Genomic DNA, 21,461 nt, shown 5'->3' with positions numbered 1-21,461 from the left:
GGAAGGAAGCCAAGGACGTCGAGGGCACCTTCATCGAGTGGACGCACGCCAAGAAGCTCTGCCGCAACCGGTGGCGGCCGACCCTCGGGTACGACTTCGGCTACGTGGTCGGAACCGTCTGTGCCGACGGCACGGTCGCCGACCGGTATGTGTCCCTCGTGGTCAACGACCGGGACTACGCGAAGAAGTTCGCCGAGTCCCTGCACCGTGCGTTCGCCATCGACGCGAAGGTCGAGCCGATCTCTCGGCCGTCGGGCTATCTGGGGCGTGATCTGCCCGGCTTCCGGGTCCGGGTGGTGTCGTCCTTCCTCGCCGACCTGATGCGGCAGTACGTCGGCGGCGACGCGCACCACATGCGTCAGCGGTTCCCGATGGTCGTGCTGAACGACTTGTCGACCTTCAACGGATTCCTCGACGGATATGTCGACGGAGACGGGCACCGCAGCAAGTTCTCGGCGGGGCGCATCATCGCGAGTGCCAACACCCCGTTCCTCGAGGACTTGGCGACGGTCATCGGCGCCCGGTTCACCGCCAACACGGGTGACGCCGTGTCCCGCCTGTACGTGGCGGACAGCTGGTTCCGCAAGCACGGCTTCCCCCAAGACGACTATGCGACCGACCTCATCGAGTCCGAGTACGTGCAGGTCGAGTCGGTCACGCCCGTGACCGCGACGGGAACCAAGCCCTACACCGTTTACAGTTTCAAATGCGATCCGCATCCGACATTTTTGATTTCTGGACATTTGACTCACAATTGTGAGCATCATTTGGTCCCATTCCACGGTGTCGCGCACGTCGGGTACATCCCGAACGCCGCCGGGAAGGTCACCGGGCTCTCGAAACTCGCCCGGCTCGTCGACCTCTACGCCAAGCGACCCCAGGTCCAGGAACGCCTGACCTCCCAGGTCGCCGACGCCATCGTGCGGAAGCTCGAACCGCGCGGGGTCATCGTCGTGATCGAGGCCGAACACCTCTGCATGGCCATGCGTGGCATCCGGAAGCCCGGTGCCCGCACGACCACCTCCGCCGTGCGGGGGCAGCTGAAGAACTCCGCCTCCTCCCGGGCGGAGGCTCTCGACCTGATCAGGGCGCGCCGGTGAGCGTGGGGCTTCCCACGCCGGGCCGGTGCGTCGTGATGGGCGTGCTGAACGTGACGCCCGATTCCTTTTCGGACGGTGGCCGGTACCTCGGGCTCGACCAGGCGCTGGAGCACGCCCGCGAGATGTGGGCGCGCGGGGCCGATCTGATCGACGTCGGTGGTGAGTCCACCCGGCCCGGTGCGGCCCGGGTGGACGCCGAGACCGAAATGCAGCGCGTTATCCCCGTGATCCGCACCCTCGCCGGCGAAGGCATGCAGCTCTCGGTCGACACCACGCGTGCCTCCGTTGCCGCCGCGGCGCTCGATGCCGGGGCGAAAGTCATCAACGACGTCTCGGGTGGGCTGGCCGATCCGGACATGGCGCGCGTCGCCGCGGAGTCCGGGGCGCCGTGGGTGCTGATGCACTGGCGGGGGCACAGCAGCACCATGCAGGCCCTGGCCAAGTACGAAGACGTCGTCGCCGACGTCCGTGCCGAGCTGCTGTCCAGAGTGGACGAAGCGCTCGCCGCCGGTGTTGCCGAGAGTGCGATCGTGCTGGACCCCGGGCTGGGCTTCGCCAAGGACGCGGGGCACGACTGGGCGTTGCTGCGCGGGCTGGATTCATTGCTTTCCCTGGGTTTCCCGGTGCTCGTCGGCGCCTCGCGCAAACGGTTCCTCGGCCGGCTGCTGTCCGAAAAGGACGGCACGCCGCGGCCGCCGGACGGCCGTGAAGACGCCACCGCCGCCATCTCCGCGCTCGCCGCGGCCGCCGGCGCGTGGGGTGTGCGGGTGCACGAGGTCGGGGCTTCGCTCGACGCGGTCGCCGTGGCCGCCGCTTGGTGGAAGGGTTCGCCGGATGTCTGACCGGATCACGCTGACCGGCCTGCGGGTGTTCGGCCACCACGGCGTGTTCGAGCACGAAAAGCGGGACGGGCAGGAGCTCGTCGTCGACATCACCGTGTGGCTGGACCTCGGGCCCGCCGCCGCGTCGGACGACCTGACCAAGACGCTGCACTACGGCGAGCTGGCCGAGCTGGCGGCGGGGATCGTCGCGGGCGAGCCGTACGACCTCATCGAGAGCGTCGCGGGGAAGATCGCCGACGAGGTCCTGCGCGACGAGCGGCTGGGCGCGGTCGAGGTGACGGTGCACAAGCCGTCCGCGCCGATCCCGCTGACCTTCGACGACGTCGCCGTGACGGTGCGGCGGGACCGGTGAGCCGCGCGGTGCTGTCGCTGGGCTCGAACCTCGGCGACCGGCTCGGCTTCCTGAAGCTGGCGCTCGACGCCGTCCGGCCCGCGCTGATCTCAGTGTCGAGCGTGTACGAGACCAAGGCGTGGGGTGTCGAGGACCAGCCGGACTTCCTGAACGCGGTCTGTGTCGTCGACGACCCGGCACGCGACCACTGGGCGTGGCTGCGCGCGGGCCAGGCGGCCGAGCAGGCGGCGGGCCGGGTGCGCGAGCTGCGCTGGGGCCCGCGGACGCTGGACGTCGACGTCGTCACGGTGGACGGCGTCACCTCCGCCGATCCGGAGCTGCTGCTGCCGCACCCGGGGACGCCGGACCGCGCGAGCGTGCTGGTGCCGTGGGCGGAGATCGAGCCGGCCGCGGTGCTGCCGGGGCACGGCCCGATCGCGGAGCTGCTGGCCGCGCGTCCGGCGGGCGAGATCGCTACGGTCCGTCGCACCGACCTTGCCCTGCGCTGAGCAAGTCAAGCCCCTGGCGCCTGCCCGTCGCCGAGTTGCGGTCCTGGCTCGGCGAGTGTCTTGAATGACTCATTCAGGACCTCCGAAGACCTGAATGAGTCATTCAAGACGTTTGAGGTGGGCGACTCAGCCCCGCAGGGCCGCGATCATGAACCGCACCGCGGGCTGGGCCGTCGGGACCGGCGGCCAGCCGTTGATGGTCGCCAGCAGCTGCCAATAGCGCTCGGCTCGCGGGTCGCCGCTCGTGGCGAACCGGTCCGCCATTTCCGTGCGGAACTCCGCCGAGGCCGGGTCCTGGTCCGGGCGGGCCGTCGCCGCCGCGATCTCGGCCGCAAGCGTTTGCCCTGTCTCCGACGTGGGCGAATCGCCGGCCGTCACGGCCGCTTCGGCGCGTGAGACCCAGCCCGGCCAGTTCTGCTGCCAGGCGTCGGCCGGCTGCTGGAACGCGCCTTCGCGGATCTGCCGCGCCTGGGTTTCGCTCATGCCGCGGATCAGCGCCCGGAACTCCGGGTCCTGGACCAGCTCGGCGAACTCGATCCAGGCCTCGAGCTGCTCGGGCGTCGGATCGTCGGGCAGCTCCGGCTTGCCCGAGCGCATTCGCTCGTAGAACTGCTCGTCGATCTCCAGTCCCGAGACCATCTCGTCCCAGAACTCGTCGACCAGCCGTTTGCGCTCTTCGTCGGACATCGACGCGAGACGGTTCATCAGGTTCACTTCCTCCAGCTCGGAATCACGCTTGGCCACCGCGCGCAGCACCGCCCGGCGCAGCCGGAGCCGCCGGATCTGCTCGTCCAGCGCCTCGACGTGCCGGGTCGCCAGCTCGCCGACGGTCGCCGACTGCGTCAGGGCCGCGGAGACGTCGGCGAGGCCCAGGCCCAGCTCCCGCAGCGTGCGGACCAGCTCGAGCCGGGCCATCGCCGCCGCGTCGTAGAGCCGGTAGCCGGCGTCCGTCCGGTCGGTCGGGGGCAGCAGGCCCTCGTCCGAGTAGAACCGGATGGTCTTGACCGGCAGGCCGGTCCGCCGGGCCAGCTCGCCGATGGTGAAGGTCGCGGTGGTGCCCACAAGACGCATGATGAACTCTCCAGTAGGGGGAGAGTCAACCTTTACACGGTACGGTTGGTTCATGCACTTCACCCGGCCCCGTGACCTGGTGGTGGCCGGGCTGCTCGGCCTGGTCCTCGGCTACCTCCTCTTCTTGGTCGCGTACGGCTCGCTGCCCCAGCTGCCGACGCTCGCCGGCGTCACCTTCGCCGTGCTGGCCGCCGTCGAAGTCGGGATCGCGCTCTCCATTCGCTCCCGGATCAAGAACGGCCGCGTCGTTGCCGCTATCGGGATCGCCCGATCGGTGGCCCTCGCCAAGGCTTCGTCACTCGCCGGAGCGTTCATGGGCGGCGCCTGGCTGGCCGCGCTCGCCTACGTTCTGCCGAGACGTGACGAATTCGTCGCGGCGGTGCTCGACACCCGGGCCGGCGTGGTCGGCGTGGCGTCCTCCGCAGCCCTGGTAGCAGCGGCTTTGTGGCTCGAACACTGCTGCCGGACCCCCCGCGATCAAGACCGGGAGCACACTCGCGGGACGACCGGTTAGCGCTCGATTCCCACCGCTCGCGGGACCGAGTAGGTCTCGTTCGGATTACGAGCAGGTACGGTGTCAGGCATGACCGGCGTGGGTGACGACTCGCGCGGCCGCCTACTGGGCAGGCCGTGGCTCGTCGTCGGATTCGTCCTCGCCATCGGAGCCACCCTCGCACTGGTGCTCAGCGACGATCTCCGCTATCTCCGGCTGGGGATCGTCGCCGCCCTCTGGGCTGCCCTGATCGGCGCTTTCCTCGCCGTGAAGTACCGCAAGCACGCGGCACAGAGCGAGGACGCGGTTTCCGAGGCGCAGGCTGTGTACGAGCTGGAGCTGGAACGCGAGATCGCGGCCCGGCGTGAATTCGAGCTGGAGGTGGAGGCGGAGAACCGCAGCGAGTCCGACTCCCGCGGCCGCGAGGAGCTGGAGGCGCTGCGCGCCGAGGTGTCCGCGCTGCGCGACAGCCTCCAGTCGCTGTTCGGCGGCGAGGTGCTGCTCGAACGCGTCGCGCTGACTGCCCAGGCGACCCGCATGCGCAAGCTCTCCGACGACAACCGGATGATCCCGGACGCCGCGCCGAAGAAGAAGCCGGCTCAGCTGATGTCCGGGAAGAAGCCCGCCGAGTCGGGCGAGCGGCCGACCGAGCTGATCGACCGGGTCCTCGACGAGCGCCGCCGCAAGGCGTCGAATGGCAAGCCCGCGAACGGCAAGGGCCTCGGCAAGGGCAAGGGCTTCGGTGGCAAGCCGGCCCCGAAGGCCCCGGCGAACGTCAACGCGCAGAGCACCCAGCAGATCGCCCGGCCGAAGCCGCTGAGCGAACGCCGTCCGCCGGTGCCGGCCGTCGACCCGGCCCTGAACGCCGCGCAGCGCGAGTTAAAGGCCGCCGAGCTGCGCGCCGAGGCCGCCCGCCGCCAGGCCGAGTCGCAGCCGATGCGGCTGCCGGACGCCGACGAGGTCGCGCAGCAGCCCGCGCGCCGTCCCGAGGCCGCCGCCGAGCCGACGCGCCAGGTGCCGCGGCCCGAGCCCAAGACCGAGATCCGCCGCGCCCCGGAGCCGAAGACGGAGATCCGCCGTCCGGAGCCGCCGCCCGCGCGCCGCGCGGAGCTGTCGCGGCCCGCGATGCGGCCCGCCGAGGTGTCGCGTTCGGACCTGCCGCGCGTGGATCCGTCGCGGTCGCCGGTGCGTCCGGGTGAGGTGTCGCGTTCGGACATCCCCCGGGTCGAGATGTCGCGCCCGGACATTCCGCGCGTGGAGATGTCGCGGCCCGATATCCCCCGCGTGGAGATGTCGCGTCCGGACCTGCCGCGGGTCGACCCGCGGCAGCCGCCGGTGCGCCCAGGTGAGGTGTCGCGTTCGGACATCCCGCGGGTCGAGCGGTCGATGCCCGCCATTCCGCGGGTGGAGATGTCGCGCCCCGACCTGCCGCGCGTCGAACGGTCCCGGACGGACCTGCCGCGTGTCGAACGGTCCCGGACGGACCTGCCCCGCGTCGGCGGCCAGCCGAACGGTGCGCGCCCCGAGCAGCGCCAGGCGCCCGAGCCGCCGCGGCCCGCGCCGCCCCGGCCGGCCCCGCCGGTGAAGCCGTCGGAGATGTCCCGGTCGGACCTCCGGCCGGTGACCGACCTGAGCGCGGCGTTCCAGAACCGCGACGACTTCGCGGAGCGGCAGCGGCCGAACCGGCCGAAGCCGCCCGAGCCGAAGGCCCCGCCGATGCCGAGGGACGCCACGGCATCGCGTCGTGACCTCCCGGTCGTCCCGCCGACGACGCCCGTGCCGAACACCAGCCCGGCCGCGCGGCAGCCGTCGCGCACGAACCTGCCGCCGGTGGTGCCGCCGACCACGCCGGTCCCGGCCGCCGACGGGCGTCGTCCGTCGCGGCTGGAGCAGTTCTCGCGGGCGGACATGTCGCCGATCCTCGACGAGCCGGCCTCCCGGCACGGGGGCTCGCACCGCGCGCCCGCCGACGCCGCGAAGGCCGACGCGCCGGCGGTGAACCCGACGCTCCCGGAGTCGGTCCGCAACTTCCAGGGCCGCTCGGGCGGCCGTCGCCGCAAGCCGGACGAGTCGCAGCAGATGCCGCCGGTGCCCGCCCCGGAGCCCACGGGCGGCGGCCGTCGCCGTCGTCCGGACGGCGAGCCCCCGGCGTGGGAGGGCATGGTCGCCGAGCGGGCGTCGATGTCGCGCCGCAACATGGCCCCGGTCGACCCGGCGGACGTGCCGCAGAACGGCAACGGCCACAACGGCGCGAACAACGGCAACGGTCACAACGGCGCGAGCAACGGCCACGCCCGCAACGGCCACCGCTCGCCCGAGGCCCAGCCGGGCAGCGGTTCGCACACGGCGGGCCGCTCGGTGAGCGAGCTGCTGGCGGCGAATGGCGGCACGGGCTCGACGCCCCGCCGCCGCCGTCGCGCGGAGGACTGAGGCCCTCGGTTGACCCCCAGCGTCCCAAGGCCGCCTGGGGGCGCCCGGGAAACGGCTGACACGCGGGACGCGCCGTGTGTGCCAGGTGGCGTTCCGGTTCCTGTCCGGTCTGCGTAGGGTGACCGGCTGTGAGCGGAACCCTCTCGCCCGCGACGGGACTCGATCGTGGACGGCGGCCTCGCCGGATCACCGTGCTGCTGCCGGTGCTCGGGCTGATCGTGGTCGCCCTGTGCGGCCTGTTCCTGTTCGGCCTCGCCACCGCGCGGGTCGGCCCCCTCGCCGTCACCATCGGCGTCCTCGCCGCGCTAGTGCCGGTCGCGGGCGTCGTCGCCGGGTTCCTGTGGGTCGACCGCTGGGAGCCCGAACCGGCTAAGTTCCTGCTGCTCGCCTTCGCCTGGGGTGCCTGCATCGCGACCATCACCGCGCTGCTCATCAACACCACCGCCGAAGCCGTCGGGGACGAGCTGCTCGGCAAGGGCAGCGGCAACACCGTCGCCGCGCTGGTGTCCGCGCCCATCGTCGAGGAGGCCGCGAAGGCGCTCTTCGTCGTGCTCATCCTCTGGCGCCGGTCCAGTGAGTTCGACGGCGTCGTGGACGGGGTCGTCTACGCCGGGTTCAGCGCCGCCGGCTTCGCGTTCACCGAGAACATCTACTACTTCGGCCGCGCCTTCAACGACTACGGCTTCGGTGACGGCCACAGCCAGGGCGTCATCACGGCGTTCTTCCTCCGGGGCGTCCTCGCGCCGTTCACGCACCCGCTGTTCGCCGTCCTCACCGGTATCGGGATCGGCATCGCCGCGCGGACGACGACGAAGGCGATGAAGGTCCTGGCGCCGCTCGCCGGCTACCTGGCCGCAGTCTGCCTGCACGCGCTGTGGAACAGCGCCGCGCTGCTCGGCGGGTCGAAGTTCCTCACCGTCTACTTCCTGATCATGCTGCCGCTGTTCCTCGGCGTGGTCTACCTGGTCGTCCTGCAACGACGGCGTGAGCAGCGGATCATCGCCACCGCCCTGCCGCACATGGCCGCGGCGCGCTGGATCGCGCCGTCGGAGGTCGACCTGCTGGCCAGCCTGCCCGGCCGCCGGGCCTGGCGGCGGCAGGCGAAACGCCAGTCCGGAAAGCGCGCTGCCCGCGCCGTCGCCGTCTACCAGGCGAGCGTGACGGAGCTCGCGTTCCTGGACCGGCGGGAGCTGACCACCGACACCGACCGGCAGCGCCAGCAGGAGCTGCTGCGCACGCTGAAGTCCGCCCGGGCGGAGGCGACGCGCCTCGCCGACGAGGCCGCCCGAGGGTGACCCGGTCCGGGTGAAGCTGGTCACCCGGGTTCAACGCCGCGCGCTTAATCGAGTTAGTCTCGCGCCGTTCGTCCGGTACCCGGAACGGGACTGGAACGAGAGCAGAGGGAGTCTGCCCACCATGAGCGTCCACAGGCGCACGCCATGAATCGGCCCGCTCGTCTCGCGGTCGGTGTCGTTTCCGCCGGCCGGGTCGGCAGTGTGCTCGGGGCCGCGCTGGCCCGGGCGGGGCACACCGTGGTCGCCGCGTCGGGGCTGTCCGCCGCGTCGCTGGCCCGTGCCGAACGCCTCCTCCCCGACGTGCCGCTGCTGCCGCCCGACGAGGCCGTCCGCCGGGCGGACCTGGTGCTGCTCGCCCTCCCCGACGACGCGCTGGCCGGCATGGTCCGCGGGCTCGTCGCGACCGGGTCGCTGCGGCCCGGGCAGATCGTCGTGCACACCTCCGGCGCGCAGGGCATCGACGTGCTGGCGCCCGCCGCCGAGGCCGGGGCGCTGCCGCTCGCGCTGCACCCGGTGATGACGTTCACCGGCCGCGAGGAGGACCTCGAGCGGCTGGCGGCGTGCAGCATCGGCGTCACCGCGGCGGCCGACGACGACGCCGCCTGGAGCGTCGGAGAGGCCCTCGCGGTCGAGATGGGTGCCGAGCCGGTGCGCATTCCCGACTCCGCGCGAGCGCTCTACCACGCAGCGTTGACCCATGGCGCGAACCACCTGATGACACTGGTCGCGGACTGCGCGGAAGTCTTGCGGGAAGCGGGAATCGGGCACTCCGAACGCCTGGTGGCGCCACTGCTTTCGGCGGCGTTGGATAATGTGCTCCGACACGGCGACCGCGCGCTCACCGGCCCGGTCGCCCGTGGCGACGTCGGCACCGTCCGCAAGCACCTGGAGGTGCTGGCGGACCGGGCGCCGGACGTGGCGCCGGCCTACCGGGCGATGGCCAAGCGCACGGTGGCGCGTTCTTCGGCTGCCGGGCTGCTGGACACCGCGGCCGCCAAAGACCTCACCGAACTCCTCGACGATCCCGCCGAAGGGCACCAAGACCAGTGACCACACCGAAATTCAGCCGCGGCACGCTGAACACCTTCGCGTCGCCCGAGCAGATGAGCCAGGTCAGCAAGGCCCTGCACGGCGTCGGCCGCAAGCTGGCGCTCGTGCCGACCATGGGTGCGCTGCACGCCGGGCACCGCGAGCTGATCCGCCGCGCGAAGCGGCTGCCGAACAACGTCGTGGCGACCTCGATCTTCGTCAACCCGCTGCAGTTCGGCGCGGGAGAGGATTTCGAGGCGTACCCGCGGCCGTTGGAGAACGACCTGGCCGTGCTGAGCGAGGACGGCGTCGAAATCGCGTTCACGCCCAGCGCCGACGCTCTCTACGGCGAGGGCGCGGTCGTGACCGTGCACCCCGGCCCGCTCGGCGAGGAGCTGGAGGGCGCTGTCCGGCCCGGCCACTTCGCCGGCGTGCTCACCGTCGTGGCGAAGCTGTTCAACCTGCTTCGCCCGGACTACGCGCTCTTCGGCGAGAAGGACTACCAGCAACTGGTCCTGATCAAGCGGATGGTGCGCGACCTGAACATCGACACGCACGTCATCGGCGTGCCGACCGTGCGGGAACGCGACGGGCTGGCGTTGTCGTCGCGCAACGTCTACCTGACGCCCGAGCAGCGTGAAGACGCCGTCGTCCTGTCGGCCGCCCTCACCGCGGGGGCGTTCGTCGGGCGCGACGGTGCCGAGGCGGTCCTCGAGGCCGCGTGGAAGACCCTCGCCGCGCGGCCGGCGGTCGAGGTGGATTACCTGGAGTTGAGGGGAACCGACCTCGGGCCCGCGCCCGTCGATGGTGAAGCACGCTTGTTGATCGCGGCCCGGGTGGGGAGTACCCGGCTGATCGACAACGTTCCGGTGTTGCTCGGCGCTTCGGTAGATCACCCAGCGCACCCGGAGCGGGACGCAGGGGAATAGGAGTCCACGATGTACCGCACCATGCTCAAGTCGAAGATCCACCGCGTCACCGTCACCCAGGCCGACCTGCACTACGTCGGCTCGGTGACCGTCGACGAGGACCTGATGGAGGCCGCGGACCTGCTGCCGGGCGAACAGGTGTCCATTGTGGACGTCACCAACGGCTCCCGGCTGGAGACCTACGTCATCAAGGGGGAACGCGGCACCGGCGTGCTCGGCATCAACGGCGCCGCGGCGCACCTGGTGCACCCGGGCGACCTGGTCATCCTCATTTCGTACGGCCAGATGGACGACGCCGAAGCCGCGACGTACGAGCCGCGCGTGGTGTTCGTCGACGCGGACAACCGGATCGTCCACCGGCACGCCGACCCGGGCTATGCGCCCGAGGGGTCGGGGCTGCTGTCCGGCACGGTGACCCTGCCGCCGGAGGAAGAGACCGCGGTGTTCCCGGTCGCGGAGACGGCGGACGCCCGCCGCCTCGACGCGCTGCTGCACGCGGAAAGCTGACCCGCTTGCTGCTCACCGTCGACGTCGGCAACACGAACATCGTGCTGGGGCTGTACTCCGGCACCGAACTGGTCGGCGACTGGCGCATGCGCACGGACGCGCGCATGACGGCCGACGAGCTGGCGTTGACGGTGCGCGGCCTGCTGGGCCCGCACGCGGACGCGGTCACGGGCATCAGCGCCTTGTCGACGGTGCCGGCGGTGCTGCGCGAGCTGCGGGTGATGCTCGCGCGCTACTACGACCGGGTCCCGAAGATCGTGGTCGAGCCGGGCGTGCGCACGGGCGTGGCGCTGCTGGTGGACAACCCGAAGGAGGTGGGCGCGGACCGGCTGGTGAACACGCTGGCCGCGCACCACCTGCACGACACGGCCTGCGTGGTGGTCGACTTCGGGACCTCCACGAACGTGGACGCCATTTCCGCCCGGGGCGAGTTCCTGGGCGGGGCGTTCGCGCCGGGGATCGAGATTTCGGTCGACGCCTTGGCGTTGCGCGCGGCGGCGTTGCGGAAGGTCGAGCTGGTCCCGCCCCGGTCGGTGATCGGGAAGAACACCGTGGAGTGCCTGCAGTCCGGGATCCTGTACGGCTTCGCCGGGCAGGTGGACGGGCTGGTCCGCCGGATCGTCCGGGAGCTGTCGCCGAGCGGGACGGAACCGGTTGCGGTGCTGGCGACCGGCGGCCTGGCACCGTTGGTGATCGGCGAGTCGGAGACGATCACCGATCACGTGCCGGATCTGACGCTGCTCGGGTTGCGGCTGGTCTTCGAGCGGAACATCCGCCCCTGACCGGGTGGCCGGGGGCGGATGACTCGTCAGCCCTTGGCCAGGCGCCGCCGCTCCAGGACGTACCCCAGCGCCGTCACCGCCAACGCCGGGAAAGCCACCACCGCCTGGGGAAACTTGGCCGTCCCCGGCGGATCCACCGCCTTCGAACCCGGGTAAGCCAGCGCCGAAATTTGCGTCAGCCAGTACAGCGACGCCAGCGCGGCCCCGGCGTCGAGACCTTCCCGGGTCGGCCGCCGCCACAGCTGCCACAGGCTCGTGACGCCCAAGGCCAGTCCCAGGCTCATCGTCTGCCCATTGTGGAACTTCGCGTGCGGCGGCCAAGCCGGGTTCTTGACGTGCGTTTCGTTCCAGTCGGCGCGATACGGGCCCACCGCCGTGACGAGTGAAGTCAGCGAGATCAGTGCTCGCCCCAAGGATTTCCCAGGCATGAGCGCAGTATCGAACCTCGACTTCGCTAGAGGTCAAGACCGCCGGGCGCGGAACACCCAAGTACGCAATGGCAGGTCGAACTCGCCGGACGCCGTGTGCGGATTCGTGGCGAGGAACCGGCGGATCTCCGCCAGGCCGGCGGCCGCCTCCGCCGGATCCGCGACGATCATGTGGGAATGCGTCGCGATCGTTTCGACGAGGCTTTCCGCGGTGCGCCGTTGCACATGGTGAAACGTGCGGCTTTCGAACGGTGCGAACTCGGGGTGCGTGGCGGGTTCCCGCTCGCCGTCGGTCCAGGCGCGGCTCACGCCGGTCCGGCCGAGATTCCCGAACTCGGCGACCCACGGCACCGAATCGTCTTCGTAGTTCCACATCGGCACCAGCACGCCGCCCGGGCGGAGTACGCGCGCGATCTCCGTCATCGCCACGGGCACGTCGAACCAATGGAACGCCTGGCCCACGAAAACCGCGTCGACTTCGCCGTCGGGCAGCGGGATTCGTTCCGCCTGCCCCGCCAGAGACGTCGCCGACGGCACCACCCGGTCCAGTTCGGCGCGCATTTCCGGGTCGGGTTCGACCGCGGTGACGTCGAGCCCGAGCCCGGCCAGGCCGAGGGTGAGCTTGCCCGTTCCGGCGCCCAGATCGAGCACCCGGCGCGGGGTTCCGGTCATGCCCGAAAGGCCCCATTCGAGCGCTTCCCGCGGGTAGTCGGGCCGGTGCTCGGCGTACGCGGCCGCCCGGCTGCCGAAGGAAGAAGCTCGCCGGGCATGTGTGGGATCACTCACCGGGCCAGGTTAATGGACGGAAAGGAAAGGTAATCCGGTTGGCGTAGTGCTCAGCCGGGTTCGTACCCTATGGGCCATGACCGAAAACCCCGCTTCCACCAGCGAGCCCGCCGAAGACGAACTGCCCGAGCAGATGCGGGTGCGCCGGGAGAAGCGCGACCGGATCCTCGCGGAGGGTATCGATCCCTACCCGGTCGAGGTGCCGCGCACGCACTCGCTCGCCGAGGTGCGCGCGGCTCATTCCGGTCTGCCGGTCGACACCGCCACCGGCGAAACCGTCGGCGTCACCGGCCGGGTGATGTTCCTGCGCAACACGGGCAAGCTGTGCTTCGCCAGCCTCCGCGAGGGCGACGGCACCGAGCTGCAGGCCATGATCAGCCTGGCGAAGGTCGGCGAGGACGCGCTGGCGGCGTGGAAGTCCGACGTCGACCTCGGCGACCACGTGTTCGTGCAGGGCGAGGTCATCACGTCCAAGCGCGGCGAGCTGTCCGTGATGGCCGACGCGTGGCGCATCACGTCGAAGGCGCTGCGGCCGCTGCCGAACGCCTACAAGGACCTCGCCGAGGAGACGCGGATCCGGCAGCGCTACGTCGACCTCATCCTGCGCCCGCGCGCGCGGGACGTCGTGCGCACGCGCGCCGGCGTGGTCCGGTCGCTGCGGGAGTCGTTCCACCGCCGCGGGTTCACCGAGGTCGAGACGCCGATGCTGCAGACGTTGCACGGCGGCGCCGCGGCCCGCCCGTTCGTCACGCACTCGAACGCGTTCGACATGGAACTGTTCCTGCGGATCGCGCCGGAGCTCTACCTCAAGCGCTGCGTCGTCGGCGGTATCGAGAAGGTCTTCGAGATCAACCGCAACTTCCGGAACGAGGGCAGCGACTCCTCGCACTCGCCGGAGTTCGCGATGCTCGAGTACTACGAGGCGTACGCCACTTACGACACGAATGCGGTGATGACGCGCGAGCTGATCCAGGAGGCCGCGCAGGCGGTGCTGGACAGCCAGGTCGTCACCCTGCCCGACGGTTCGGAGTACGACCTGTCCGGCGAATGGACCACACTCGGAATGTACGAGTCGTTGTCCGATTCCCTCGGCGAAGAGGTCACCCCGGAGACGCCCGCCGCCAAACTGCACGGATTCGCGCAGGCCAGGGGCCTGGAAGTGGATCCGAAGCTCGGTCACGGGAAGCTGGTCGAGGAACTGTGGGAACACCTCGTCGGGGACCACCTGCACGCCCCCACGTTTGTCCGTGATTTTCCGTTGGAGACGTCGCCATTGACGAGGCAGCACCGCTCACGGGCCGGAGTGGCCGAGAAGTGGGACCTCTACGTGCGCGGATTCGAACTCGCCACCGGATACTCCGAGCTGGTCGATCCGGTCGTCGAACGGGAACGGCTCACCGAACAGTCCCTGCTGGCCGCGCAGGGCGATAGCGAAGCCATGCGCCTCGACGAGGATTTCCTGAGGGCTCTGGAGTACGGAATGCCGCCGAGCGGCGGCGTCGGAATGGGAGTCGACCGGCTCCTCATGGCGCTGACCGGTCTCGGTATCCGGGAGACGATCCTCTTCCCCCTCGTGCGACCTGAATAACCCGGCGGTGTCGTTTACCGCAATGAGATTTGCGCTGTCCTCCAGAAGCGGGTACTAATGTTCTAGACAAAGACTTCTGTCCCGGGGCTCGCCCCGTAACCAGATCATTGCGCAAGTCCCCGCAGGAGGAATCGGATGGCACAGAAGGTGCTCGTCTCGCTGGTCGACGACCTCGACGGCAGTGAGGCGGAAGAGACTGTCGAGTTCGGTTTGGACGGCGTCAGCTACCAGATCGATCTCTCTTCGGATAACGCCGAGGAGCTGCGGGACGCCCTCGCCCAGTATGTCGAGCACGCGCGTCGCGCGGGTGGCCGCAAGCGCGCTTCGGTGCGCCCGGTCTCGGGTAAGGGCCCCGCCCGTCCCGCCGCTGTCGACCGCGAGCAGAACCAGGCCATTCGGGCGTGGGCGCGCAAGAACGGTTACGCCGTTTCGGACCGGGGCCGGATCCCGTCCGAGGTCGTCGAGGCCTACCACAAGAAGAACTGAGGATCCTTCAGCTCTCCGGGTGGCCGCAGGCCGCCGGGATGACTGGGGAAACTCCTCGAAGCGGGGTTCCAGCCGAGGGCCGCCGGGCGAATTCGCCCGGCGGCTTTGTTCATGTCCGATCGTTGTCCGGTGTCCGTTCGGTGTCCGCCCCGGCCGTCCGGGCGTACTCGGCGGGCGGCTGACCCGTCACCGCCCGGAAATCGCGGATGAAGTGCGACTGGTCGCTATAGCCCAGTCGAACCGCCAGACCGGCGTAATCCGGCTCTCCTTCCGCGGCGATCCGCTGTGCCGCGTCGTTGAGGCGGTATATCCGGATCGCCCACTTGGGCGTGCAGCCGACGTGTTCGGCGAACAGTCGCTGCACTGACCGGGTGGTTAGTCCAGTATCCGCGCACAGTTGCGCCACCCGGGTAATTCCGGGATCCCGCGCGATTGATTCCACGGCCTCCGCGGCCCGCCGGGCGGCGATCGACAGCCCGGCGCGATTTGCGATCAGCAAGTTGTCGATCGTGCGGACCATTTGCGCGTCATCGATCGCAGTCCGCACCGATTCAGCGGCTTCGATCACCTTCGGCCCGAAAACATCCACGAGCGGGACAGCGCGGTCGGCGATGTCACTCACCGGGCCATCGAGGAACGCGCGGAAGCACCCGGGCCGGAAACGCACGCCCAAGCCCTGGACGCGGCCTTCGAGGCGGTGGGAAAAGACGTCGTGCATCGGGCCGTACACCCCGGACGCGCCGGGGAAGAACGTCGCGTGCACCGCGAGGTTCGGCAGTACGCGCTGTTCGTGGGGTGGTTTGCCGCGCCGGTCCCAGTGCAGCACCCAGTGGTATTCGACGAACTCGGCCAGCTCGGGCGCGGGCGCGTGCCTGGTCAGCGTGAACATCGTGCGCGCGGTGGCCTCGGCCACGATGCCGCGCGGGATCCGGTGCTCGCCCACGTCGTCCACGGTAGCTGTCGCGTTCCTTCAAGACGGCGTCCCGGCCGGGCGGATTGGATCGCGGGATGACTGCCGAGTTGCTGCGGCCCGCCGCGGCCGAGTTCCTGCGGGTCGCCGACGCCGTGGCCGACCTGTCCGCCCCGACGCCGTGTGCCGGCTACGACGTCCGCGGGCTGCTGAACCACCTTCTCTATTGGGGGCCGTGGCTCGTCGCCGCGGGACGCCGCGAGGACCCGCCGTCGCCGGGTGCGGGCGAGGCGGAGTCGGCGCTCGTCACGCAGGACTGGCGCGCGGCGCTGGAGAAGCAGACGGAGACGCTCGTGGACGTGTTCGGGGCGTCGTCGGCGTGGGACGGGATGACGGCGCTGGGGACGGCGCGGATGCCGTCGGCGGTGGTCGGCGACATGGTGCTGGGCGAGTTCGTCCTGCACGGCTGGGACCTGGCCCGGGCGAGCGGCCAGGAGGTCGCCTACGCGCCGGAAGCGGCGACGGCGGTGTACGAGTCCGCGATGGCGATGGGCGAGCAGGCGCGGTCGATGGGGGTCTACGGGCCTTTGGTGGAAGTGGCTGCGGGTGCGTCGGCGTTGGAGCGGGCGTTGGGGGCCTCGGGCCGCGACCCGGGCTGGACGCGCTGACCGCTCAGCGGGAACAGGTGCGCGGGCAGCCGTCGCACTCCGGCTCGGCCGGGAGCAGGTACGAGAAGCAGCAGCTCTCGCGGCGCCGTGTCCACTCGCGGTCGGCCAGGCGCAACGTCGACGCCGACGTCAGCGGCGGGTACCGCTCGTCGAGCACCAGGGCTGCATTCGCGACGCCGGCGCCCTCCGCCTCCGGTGTGCCGCCCGCCCGGCCCGCTCCCCAGAGGGCGTTTTCCAGGGCGTCGGTCGCCGCGGCCCAGAGTGTCCGGCGGCCGAACCGGCTGCGTGGCCCGTACGCCTGGACGAACTGGGCCGCGTGTGCCGTGTAGCGGGCCCGGAGGACCGCCGCCAGGGCTCGCTCGTCGCGGACCACCGTCGCTCCCCGGGCGTCCGACGCCGGGTCGGTCGGCAGGCAGCAGAACTCGTCGCCGAGCACCGCCAGCGCGTCCGGGTACGGCTGACCCGCGCCGAGGCGGAAGGCCAGGTCCGCGGGCCGGAGCGAGGGCACCCGCCGCTCGTGGTGCAGCAGGAGCGCGCCGACCTGGGCCGGGACGTGCAGATACCACGCGATCAGGTACGCGTCGGCGGTCCGGGGCGGCGCCTCGCCGTACTCGCGCCGCAGCCAGCCGGTCAGGCGCAGGTGCCACTCGCCGAAGAACTCGGGGGCCGCTGAGCAGCGGATCCAGCCCGCCGGGACGTCCCGCCGCAGGTCGAGCCGCCGCAGGGACGGCGCGAGGCCGTCCGCTGTCTCGCGGGTGCTCGGCTGCGTCAACGGCGTCCTCCTTAGGTCTGCCTAACCTAACAGGACTCCGCCGATCGGGTGGCCGTCACCCCGGTCACTCCCAGGTTGCGGACCTGTTCGCGGTGAGCGGACACCGCGCGGATGGCGGAATCCGGGTGGCCGCCCGCACGTTGGGGTTGACGTAAAGGTGCAGGGCAACCTGATGATGGAAGCACCCGGAACACCCCACGTCCGGGTGCGGAAAAGACCGCGAACAGCCGTAGTGGTACGCCAGCGCTACCAGTTGGCTACTAGAGTGGTCTCACGGTGCTGAATCCATCGCGGTGAAAGCACGATGGATAACGGGCCGCCGGCGCAGCAGTCGAGGGAGTGCACATGTTTGAGAGGTTCACCGACCGCGCGAGGCGGGTGGTCGTCCTGGCTCAAGAAGAGGCCAGGATGCTCAACCACAACTACATCGGCACCGAGCACATCCTCCTGGGTCTGATCCACGAGGGTGAGGGTGTCGCCGCCAAGGCGCTGGAGTCGCTGGGCATCGCCCTGGAGGGCGTGCGCCAGCAGGTCGAAGAGATCATCGGCCAGGGCCAGCAGGCGCCGAGCGGGCACATCCCGTTCACGCCGCGGGCGAAGAAGGTGCTGGAGCTGTCGCTGCGCGAAGCGCTGCAGCTCGGCCACAACTACATCGGCACCGAGCACATCCTGCTCGGCCTGATCCGCGAGGGCGAAGGCGTCGCCGCGCAGGTCCTGGTCAAGCTGGGAGCGGACCTCAACCGGGTCCGCCAGCAGGTGCTGCAGCTGCTCTCGGGCTACCAGGGCAAGGAGTCCACCGAAACCGGTTCCGGCGGCCGTGGTGAAGGCACCCCGTCGTCGTCGCTGGTGCTGGACCAGTTCGGCCGCAACATGACCGTGCTCGCCCGCGAGGGCAAGCTCGACCCGGTCATCGGGCGCGGCAAGGAGATCGAGCGGGTCATGCAGGTCCTGTCCCGCCGGACCAAGAACAACCCGGTGCTCATCGGCGAGCCCGGCGTCGGCAAGACCGCCGTCGTCGAGGGCCTCGCGCAGAGCATCGTCAAGGGCGAGGTGCCCGAGACGCTCAAGGACAAGCAGCTCTACACGCTGGACCTGGGCTCCCTGGTCGCCGGCTCCCGCTACCGCGGTGACTTCGAAGAGCGCCTGAAGAAGGTGCTCAAGGAGATCAAGACCCGCGGCGACATCATCCTGTTCATCGACGAGCTGCACACGCTGGTCGGGGCGGGTGCCGCCGAGGGTGCGATCGACGCGGCTTCGATCCTGAAGCCGATGCTCGCCCGCGGTGAGCTGCAGACGATCGGCGCGACCACGCTCGAGGAGTACCGCAAGTACATCGAGAAGGACGCCGCCCTCGAGCGCCGGTTCCAGCCGATCCAGGTCGGCGAGCCGTCGCTGGAGCACACGATCGAGATCCTCAAGGGCCTGCGTGACCGGTACGAGGCGCACCACCGCGTCTCGATCACCGACTCGGCGCTGGTCGCCGCCGCGACCCTGGCGGACCGGTACATCAACGACCGGTTCCTCCCGGACAAGGCGATCGACCTGATCGACGAGGCCGGCGCCCGGATGCGCATCCGCCGGATGACCGCGCCGCCGGACCTGCGCGAGTTCGACGAGAAGATCGCGAACGTCCGCCGCGACAAGGAGTCCGCGATCGACGCGCAGGACTTCGAGCGGGCCGCCCGCCTGCGTGACGAGGAGAAGACCCTCCTCGGCCAGAAGGGTGAGCGGGAGAAGCAGTGGAAGGACGGGGACCTCGACGTCGTCGCCGAGGTCGACGACGAGCAGATCGCGGAAGTGCTGGCCAACTGGACCGGCATCCCGGTGTTCAAGCTGACCGAGGAGGAGACCACCCGGCTGCTGCGCATGGAGGACGAGCTCCACAAGCGCATCATCGGCCAGGAGGACGCGGTCAAGGCCGTCTCGCAGGCGATCCGCCGTACGCGTGCCGGTCTGAAGGACCCGAAGCGCCCGTCGGGCTCGTTCATCTTCGCCGGCCCGTCCGGTGTCGGTAAGACCGAGCTGTCGAAGGCGCTGGCGGCGTTCCTGTTCGGCGAGGACGACGCGCTCATCCAGATCGACATGGGCGAGTTCCACGACCGCTACACCGCTTCGCGGCTCTTCGGTGCCCCTCCGGGTTACGTGGGCTACGAAGAGGGCGGCCAGCTGACGGAGAAGGTGCGTCGCAAGCCGTTCTCGGTGGTGCTGTTCGACGAGATCGAGAAGGCGCACCAGGAGATCTACAACACGCTCCTGCAGGTGCTGGAGGACGGCCGCCTGACCGACGGTCAGGGTCGCACGGTCGACTTCAAGAACACGGTCCTCATCTTCACGTCCAACCTGGGCACGTCGGACATCTCGAAATCCGTCTCGCTCGGGTTCGCCGGGTCCAACGACACCGGCACCCGGTACGAGAAGATGAAGCAGAAGGTCAACGAGGAAATGAAGAAGCATTTCCGCCCGGAGTTCCTGAACCGGATCGATGACATCATCGTGTTCCACCAGCTGACGCAGGACCAGATCATCATGATGGTCGACCTGATGATCGGCCGCGTGGAGAAGCAGCTCAAGGCCAAGGATATGGAGCTGGAGCTGACGTCGAAGGCCAAGGCTCTGCTGGCCAAGCGCGGCTTCGACCCGGTGCTGGGCGCGCGGCCGCTGCGCCGCACGATCCAGCGCGAGATCGAGGACCAGCTGTCGGAGAAGATCCTCTTCGGCGAGGTCGAGCCCGGCCAGATCATCCTGGTCGACGTCGAGGGCTGGAGCGGCAACCCCGAGGACAAGGACGACCAGGCCAAGTTCACCTTCCGCGGTGAGCGCAAGCCGTCGTCGGTCCCGGACGCCCCGCCGGTCAGCATCGGCGCGGGCCACGAGGAGAACAGCGGCGAAGCCGAGAACGAGTGATCGGCTGAGTGGTACGTGAGAAGGGCGGTTCCCCGGTTGGGGAGCCGCCCTTCTTGCGTCTGGTGAGTTGGGGCTCGCCCGACAGCGAGAAGCCGCGAACATTCCGATCGCGGGGCACCGGTTCCGCGAGCACCTGAGTCATGGAGAGAAGGGCTGAGATGAGCCGGACCTGGAAGGAAGTGAAGGCGGACAAGTCGGCCGCCGACCAGGAGGCCGGACGCGACGTCGAGGCCGCTCGTACGGCCGCGCGGGAGGCCACCCAGGCGTACGTGCTCGGGTTCCGCCTGGCTCGGCTGCGCGAGAGCTGGACACGCTCCGCCGGTACATCACTGCTCTCGGCGGCCGGATGCGCGTGGTCGCCGATTTCGACGACCACGATGTCATCGTATCGGTCGCCGAGCGGGGTTCTGCCGACGTCCGCGCCTGACCGCGGGACACCCCCGGCCCCGTGAGACGATGCCGGTGGGAGGGGAACCTGCGTGGACGTGCTGTCGATCGACTTCGGGACTTCCAGCACCGTCGCCGTGGTCTCCGCCGCCGGGCGGACGCCGTGGGCGGTCGAGGTCGATGGGGCGGTGACCATGCCGTCGGCCGTCTGCGTGGACGATGCCGGTCTGCTCGTCGCCGGGCTGGAGGCCGAACGGCGCGCCCGGCTTGATCCCAGCCGGTTCGAGGCCAACCCGAAGCGGCGCATCGACGAAGGCTCGCTCCAGCTCGGTGAGTACGCCTTCGAGATCGCCGACACCTTCGCCGCGGTGCTGCGGCGGGTCGGCGAGGAAGCCGGGCGTGAGCTCGGCCGTCCGCCCGCGCAGGTGCGGATCTCGCACCCCGCCGGCTGGGACGCGGGCCGCCACGAAGTCCTCCGTACCGCCGCGGCCCGGGCCGGTTTCGGTGATGTCCGGCTGGTGCTTGAACCCGTTGCCGCGGCGGCACACTACGCCGCGCTCGGGGGCCGGGCCGGCGGGCCGATCGGGGTCTACGACCTCGGCGCCGGCACCTTCGACTGCGCGGTCGTCGGCATGACGCCGCACGGGTTCGCGGTGCTCGCCGAAGACGGCCTGACCGACATCGGCAGCCTCGACATCGACCAGGCGCTTCTGGTCCACATCGGACGCTCGGTGTCCTTCACGGATCCGGCGCAGTGGCAGGGCCTGCTCCGTCCGCGCACGAAGTCCGAACGCCGCCAGCGGCGCGCCCTGCTGCAGGATGTCAAGGGCGCCAAGGAAAGCCTCTCGCGGCACCAGGAGACGGCGGTGCCGATGCCCGAGCCGTTCGGTGACGTCGTGGTCACCCGGGCGGAGCTGGAAGCCCTGGTGCGGCCCAGCCTGCTGCGCAGCGCGGAGCTCCTCGAGACGACGATCCACCGCGCCGGCCTGACCCCCGACCGCCTCGCCGGCGTCTACCTCGTCGGCGGGCCGAGCCGGATGCCGCTGCTGGCCGACCTGCTGGCCCGGAAACTGGGCGTGCGGCCGGCGACGCAAAGCCAGCCGGAGACGGCGGTCGCGTTCGGCCTGCAGCACGTCCAGCTGGGCACCGCGGCCCCGAACCTCACCGTTCCCGCGGTCCGGCCGGTCGGCACTCCGCCGCCGCCTTGGCAGCGG

Annotated in this window: 20 protein-coding genes and 2 pseudogenes; 17 read left to right on the top strand and 5 right to left on the bottom strand. The window is 70.5% G+C overall.

Translation table 11 applies throughout. The annotated features are described in order from the left end of the window. Positions 1-755: 755 nt before the first annotated feature. The 4 genes and pseudogenes from folE to folK all read left to right on the top strand — a co-directional run. Positions 756-1,100, top strand: a pseudogene (folE, locus tag QQ657_RS27020) (GTP cyclohydrolase I); the annotation flags it as partial. Between the two features lie 35 nt (positions 1,101-1,135). After that, the gene (gene folP / locus QQ657_RS27015) at positions 1,136-1,942 is read left to right on the top strand and encodes a dihydropteroate synthase (protein WP_284745184.1); all 807 of its coding nucleotides are present in this window, start codon (positions 1,136-1,138) and stop codon (positions 1,940-1,942) included. Continuing rightward, positions 1,935-2,294 carry a dihydroneopterin aldolase gene (folB, locus tag QQ657_RS27010; protein WP_284745059.1) on the top strand — a complete coding sequence of 120 codons (360 nt, stop codon included), beginning with the start codon at positions 1,935-1,937 and terminating at the stop codon, positions 2,292-2,294. Before folP ends, folB begins: the two co-directional genes overlap by 8 nt. Continuing rightward, positions 2,291-2,782 (top strand): 2-amino-4-hydroxy-6-hydroxymethyldihydropteridine diphosphokinase, encoded by a 492-nt coding sequence (gene folK, locus QQ657_RS27005; protein ID WP_284745058.1) that lies wholly within the window; start codon positions 2,291-2,293, stop codon positions 2,780-2,782. The genes folB and folK overlap by 4 nt, the downstream gene beginning before the upstream one ends. A 126-nt stretch (positions 2,783-2,908) precedes the next feature. On the opposite strand, the gene QQ657_RS27000 is transcribed toward folK, so the two are convergent. Continuing rightward, positions 2,909-3,844 carry a helix-turn-helix domain-containing protein gene (locus tag QQ657_RS27000; RefSeq protein WP_284745183.1) on the bottom strand — a complete coding sequence of 312 codons (936 nt, stop codon included), beginning with the start codon at positions 3,842-3,844 and terminating at the stop codon, positions 2,909-2,911. A 61-nt stretch (positions 3,845-3,905) separates the two neighbouring features. On the opposite strand from QQ657_RS27000, the gene QQ657_RS26995 reads away from it, so the two are divergent. The 7 genes from QQ657_RS26995 (at position 3,906) to QQ657_RS26965 (ending at position 11,318) form a co-directional block, all read left to right on the top strand. Beyond that, positions 3,906-4,367: a DUF3180 domain-containing protein gene (locus QQ657_RS26995; protein ID WP_284745057.1), complete on the top strand. Its 462-nt coding sequence runs from the start codon at positions 3,906-3,908 to the stop codon at positions 4,365-4,367. A 69-nt stretch (positions 4,368-4,436) separates the two neighbouring features. Next, entirely contained in the window at positions 4,437-6,776 is a 2,340-nt protein-coding gene (locus QQ657_RS26990) for a DUF6779 domain-containing protein (protein WP_284745056.1), read from the top strand. A gap of 191 nt (positions 6,777-6,967) precedes the next feature. After that, positions 6,968-8,071, top strand: a complete 1,104-nt coding sequence (locus tag QQ657_RS26985; RefSeq protein ID WP_284745182.1) for a PrsW family intramembrane metalloprotease — start codon at positions 6,968-6,970, stop codon at positions 8,069-8,071. A 90-nt stretch (positions 8,072-8,161) separates the two neighbouring features. Further along, positions 8,162-9,121 (top strand): Rossmann-like and DUF2520 domain-containing protein, encoded by a 960-nt coding sequence (locus tag QQ657_RS26980; protein ID WP_434056782.1) that lies wholly within the window; start codon positions 8,162-8,164, stop codon positions 9,119-9,121. Next, positions 9,118-10,029: a pantoate--beta-alanine ligase gene (gene panC, locus QQ657_RS26975; RefSeq protein ID WP_284745054.1), complete on the top strand. Its 912-nt coding sequence runs from the start codon at positions 9,118-9,120 to the stop codon at positions 10,027-10,029. Before QQ657_RS26980 ends, panC begins: the two co-directional genes overlap by 4 nt. A 9-nt stretch (positions 10,030-10,038) precedes the next feature. Next, complete coding sequence (gene panD, locus QQ657_RS26970; protein WP_284745053.1) at positions 10,039-10,536, top strand: aspartate 1-decarboxylase; 498 nt, start codon at positions 10,039-10,041, stop codon at positions 10,534-10,536. A gap of 5 nt (positions 10,537-10,541) precedes the next feature. After that, positions 10,542-11,318, top strand: coding sequence for a type III pantothenate kinase (locus QQ657_RS26965; RefSeq protein ID WP_284745052.1), 777 nt, complete (start codon positions 10,542-10,544; stop codon positions 11,316-11,318). A gap of 26 nt (positions 11,319-11,344) precedes the next feature. Here the strand turns inward: QQ657_RS26965 and QQ657_RS26960 are convergent, their stop codons facing one another. Then, positions 11,345-11,746 (bottom strand): DUF6640 family protein, encoded by a 402-nt coding sequence (locus QQ657_RS26960; RefSeq protein ID WP_284745051.1) that lies wholly within the window; start codon positions 11,744-11,746, stop codon positions 11,345-11,347. A gap of 33 nt (positions 11,747-11,779) precedes the next feature. Further along, a complete protein-coding gene (locus tag QQ657_RS26955; protein WP_284745050.1) occupies positions 11,780-12,532 on the bottom strand; it encodes a class I SAM-dependent methyltransferase in 753 nt (250 codons plus the stop codon). A gap of 76 nt (positions 12,533-12,608) precedes the next feature. Here QQ657_RS26955 and lysS point away from each other — a divergent pair, with 76 nt between their 5' ends. Then, positions 12,609-14,120: a lysine--tRNA ligase gene (gene lysS, locus QQ657_RS26950; RefSeq protein WP_284745049.1), complete on the top strand. Its 1,512-nt coding sequence runs from the start codon at positions 12,609-12,611 to the stop codon at positions 14,118-14,120. A gap of 135 nt (positions 14,121-14,255) precedes the next feature. Next, positions 14,256-14,606: a histone-like nucleoid-structuring protein Lsr2 gene (locus QQ657_RS26945; protein WP_284745048.1), complete on the top strand. Its 351-nt coding sequence runs from the start codon at positions 14,256-14,258 to the stop codon at positions 14,604-14,606. A 109-nt stretch (positions 14,607-14,715) separates the two neighbouring features. Here QQ657_RS26945 and QQ657_RS26940 read toward each other — a convergent pair whose 3' ends face one another. After that, positions 14,716-15,558 (bottom strand): AraC family transcriptional regulator, encoded by an 843-nt coding sequence (locus QQ657_RS26940; RefSeq protein WP_350310707.1) that lies wholly within the window; start codon positions 15,556-15,558, stop codon positions 14,716-14,718. A 56-nt stretch (positions 15,559-15,614) separates the two neighbouring features. On the opposite strand from QQ657_RS26940, the gene QQ657_RS26935 reads away from it, so the two are divergent. Beyond that, positions 15,615-16,184 carry a TIGR03086 family metal-binding protein gene (locus tag QQ657_RS26935; RefSeq protein WP_284745047.1) on the top strand — a complete coding sequence of 190 codons (570 nt, stop codon included), beginning with the start codon at positions 15,615-15,617 and terminating at the stop codon, positions 16,182-16,184. Between the two features lie 4 nt (positions 16,185-16,188). On the opposite strand, the gene QQ657_RS26930 is transcribed toward QQ657_RS26935, so the two are convergent. Next, positions 16,189-16,956, bottom strand: a complete 768-nt coding sequence (locus QQ657_RS26930; RefSeq protein WP_284745046.1) for a (2Fe-2S)-binding protein — start codon at positions 16,954-16,956, stop codon at positions 16,189-16,191. 345 nt (positions 16,957-17,301) lie between these two features. On the opposite strand from QQ657_RS26930, the gene QQ657_RS26925 reads away from it, so the two are divergent. The 3 genes and pseudogenes from QQ657_RS26925 to QQ657_RS26915 all read left to right on the top strand — a co-directional run. Next, positions 17,302-19,860 carry an ATP-dependent Clp protease ATP-binding subunit gene (locus tag QQ657_RS26925; RefSeq protein WP_284745045.1) on the top strand — a complete coding sequence of 853 codons (2,559 nt, stop codon included), beginning with the start codon at positions 17,302-17,304 and terminating at the stop codon, positions 19,858-19,860. 158 nt (positions 19,861-20,018) lie between these two features. Beyond that, positions 20,019-20,312, top strand: coding sequence for a hypothetical protein (locus QQ657_RS26920; protein ID WP_284745044.1), 294 nt, complete (start codon positions 20,019-20,021; stop codon positions 20,310-20,312). 27 nt (positions 20,313-20,339) lie between these two features. Then, a pseudogene (locus QQ657_RS26915) lies at positions 20,340-21,461 on the top strand (Hsp70 family protein); the annotation flags it as partial.

It is taken from the genome of Amycolatopsis ponsaeliensis, from assembly GCF_030182635.1.
Classification (GTDB): domain Bacteria; phylum Actinomycetota; class Actinomycetes; order Mycobacteriales; family Pseudonocardiaceae; genus Amycolatopsis; species Amycolatopsis ponsaeliensis.
Note: the sequence above shows the minus strand (reverse complement) of the source record. Positions and strands in the feature narration are given on the sequence as shown.

Bases quoted from the DNA above. Each gene is read 5' to 3' on its own strand.
- QQ657_RS26960 (WP_284745051.1), bottom strand. From the start codon at position 11,746: ATGCCTGGGAAATCCTTGGGGCGAGCACTGATCTCGCTGACTTCACTC.
- folP (WP_284745184.1), top strand. From the start codon at position 1,136: ATGGGCGTGCTGAACGTGACGCCCGATTCCTTTTCGGACGGTGGCCGG.
- folB (WP_284745059.1), top strand. From the start codon at position 1,935: ATGTCTGACCGGATCACGCTGACCGGCCTGCGGGTGTTCGGCCACCAC.
- lysS (WP_284745049.1), top strand. From the start codon at position 12,609: ATGACCGAAAACCCCGCTTCCACCAGCGAGCCCGCCGAAGACGAACTG.
- panD (WP_284745053.1), top strand. From the start codon at position 10,039: ATGTACCGCACCATGCTCAAGTCGAAGATCCACCGCGTCACCGTCACC.
- QQ657_RS26990 (WP_284745056.1), top strand. From the start codon at position 4,437: ATGACCGGCGTGGGTGACGACTCGCGCGGCCGCCTACTGGGCAGGCCG.
- QQ657_RS26945 (WP_284745048.1), top strand. From the start codon at position 14,256: ATGGCACAGAAGGTGCTCGTCTCGCTGGTCGACGACCTCGACGGCAGT.
- QQ657_RS26920 (WP_284745044.1), top strand. From the start codon at position 20,019: ATGAGCCGGACCTGGAAGGAAGTGAAGGCGGACAAGTCGGCCGCCGAC.
- QQ657_RS26925 (WP_284745045.1), top strand. From the start codon at position 17,302: ATGTTTGAGAGGTTCACCGACCGCGCGAGGCGGGTGGTCGTCCTGGCT.
- QQ657_RS26935 (WP_284745047.1), top strand. From the start codon at position 15,615: ATGACTGCCGAGTTGCTGCGGCCCGCCGCGGCCGAGTTCCTGCGGGTC.
- QQ657_RS26995 (WP_284745057.1), top strand. From the start codon at position 3,906: ATGCACTTCACCCGGCCCCGTGACCTGGTGGTGGCCGGGCTGCTCGGC.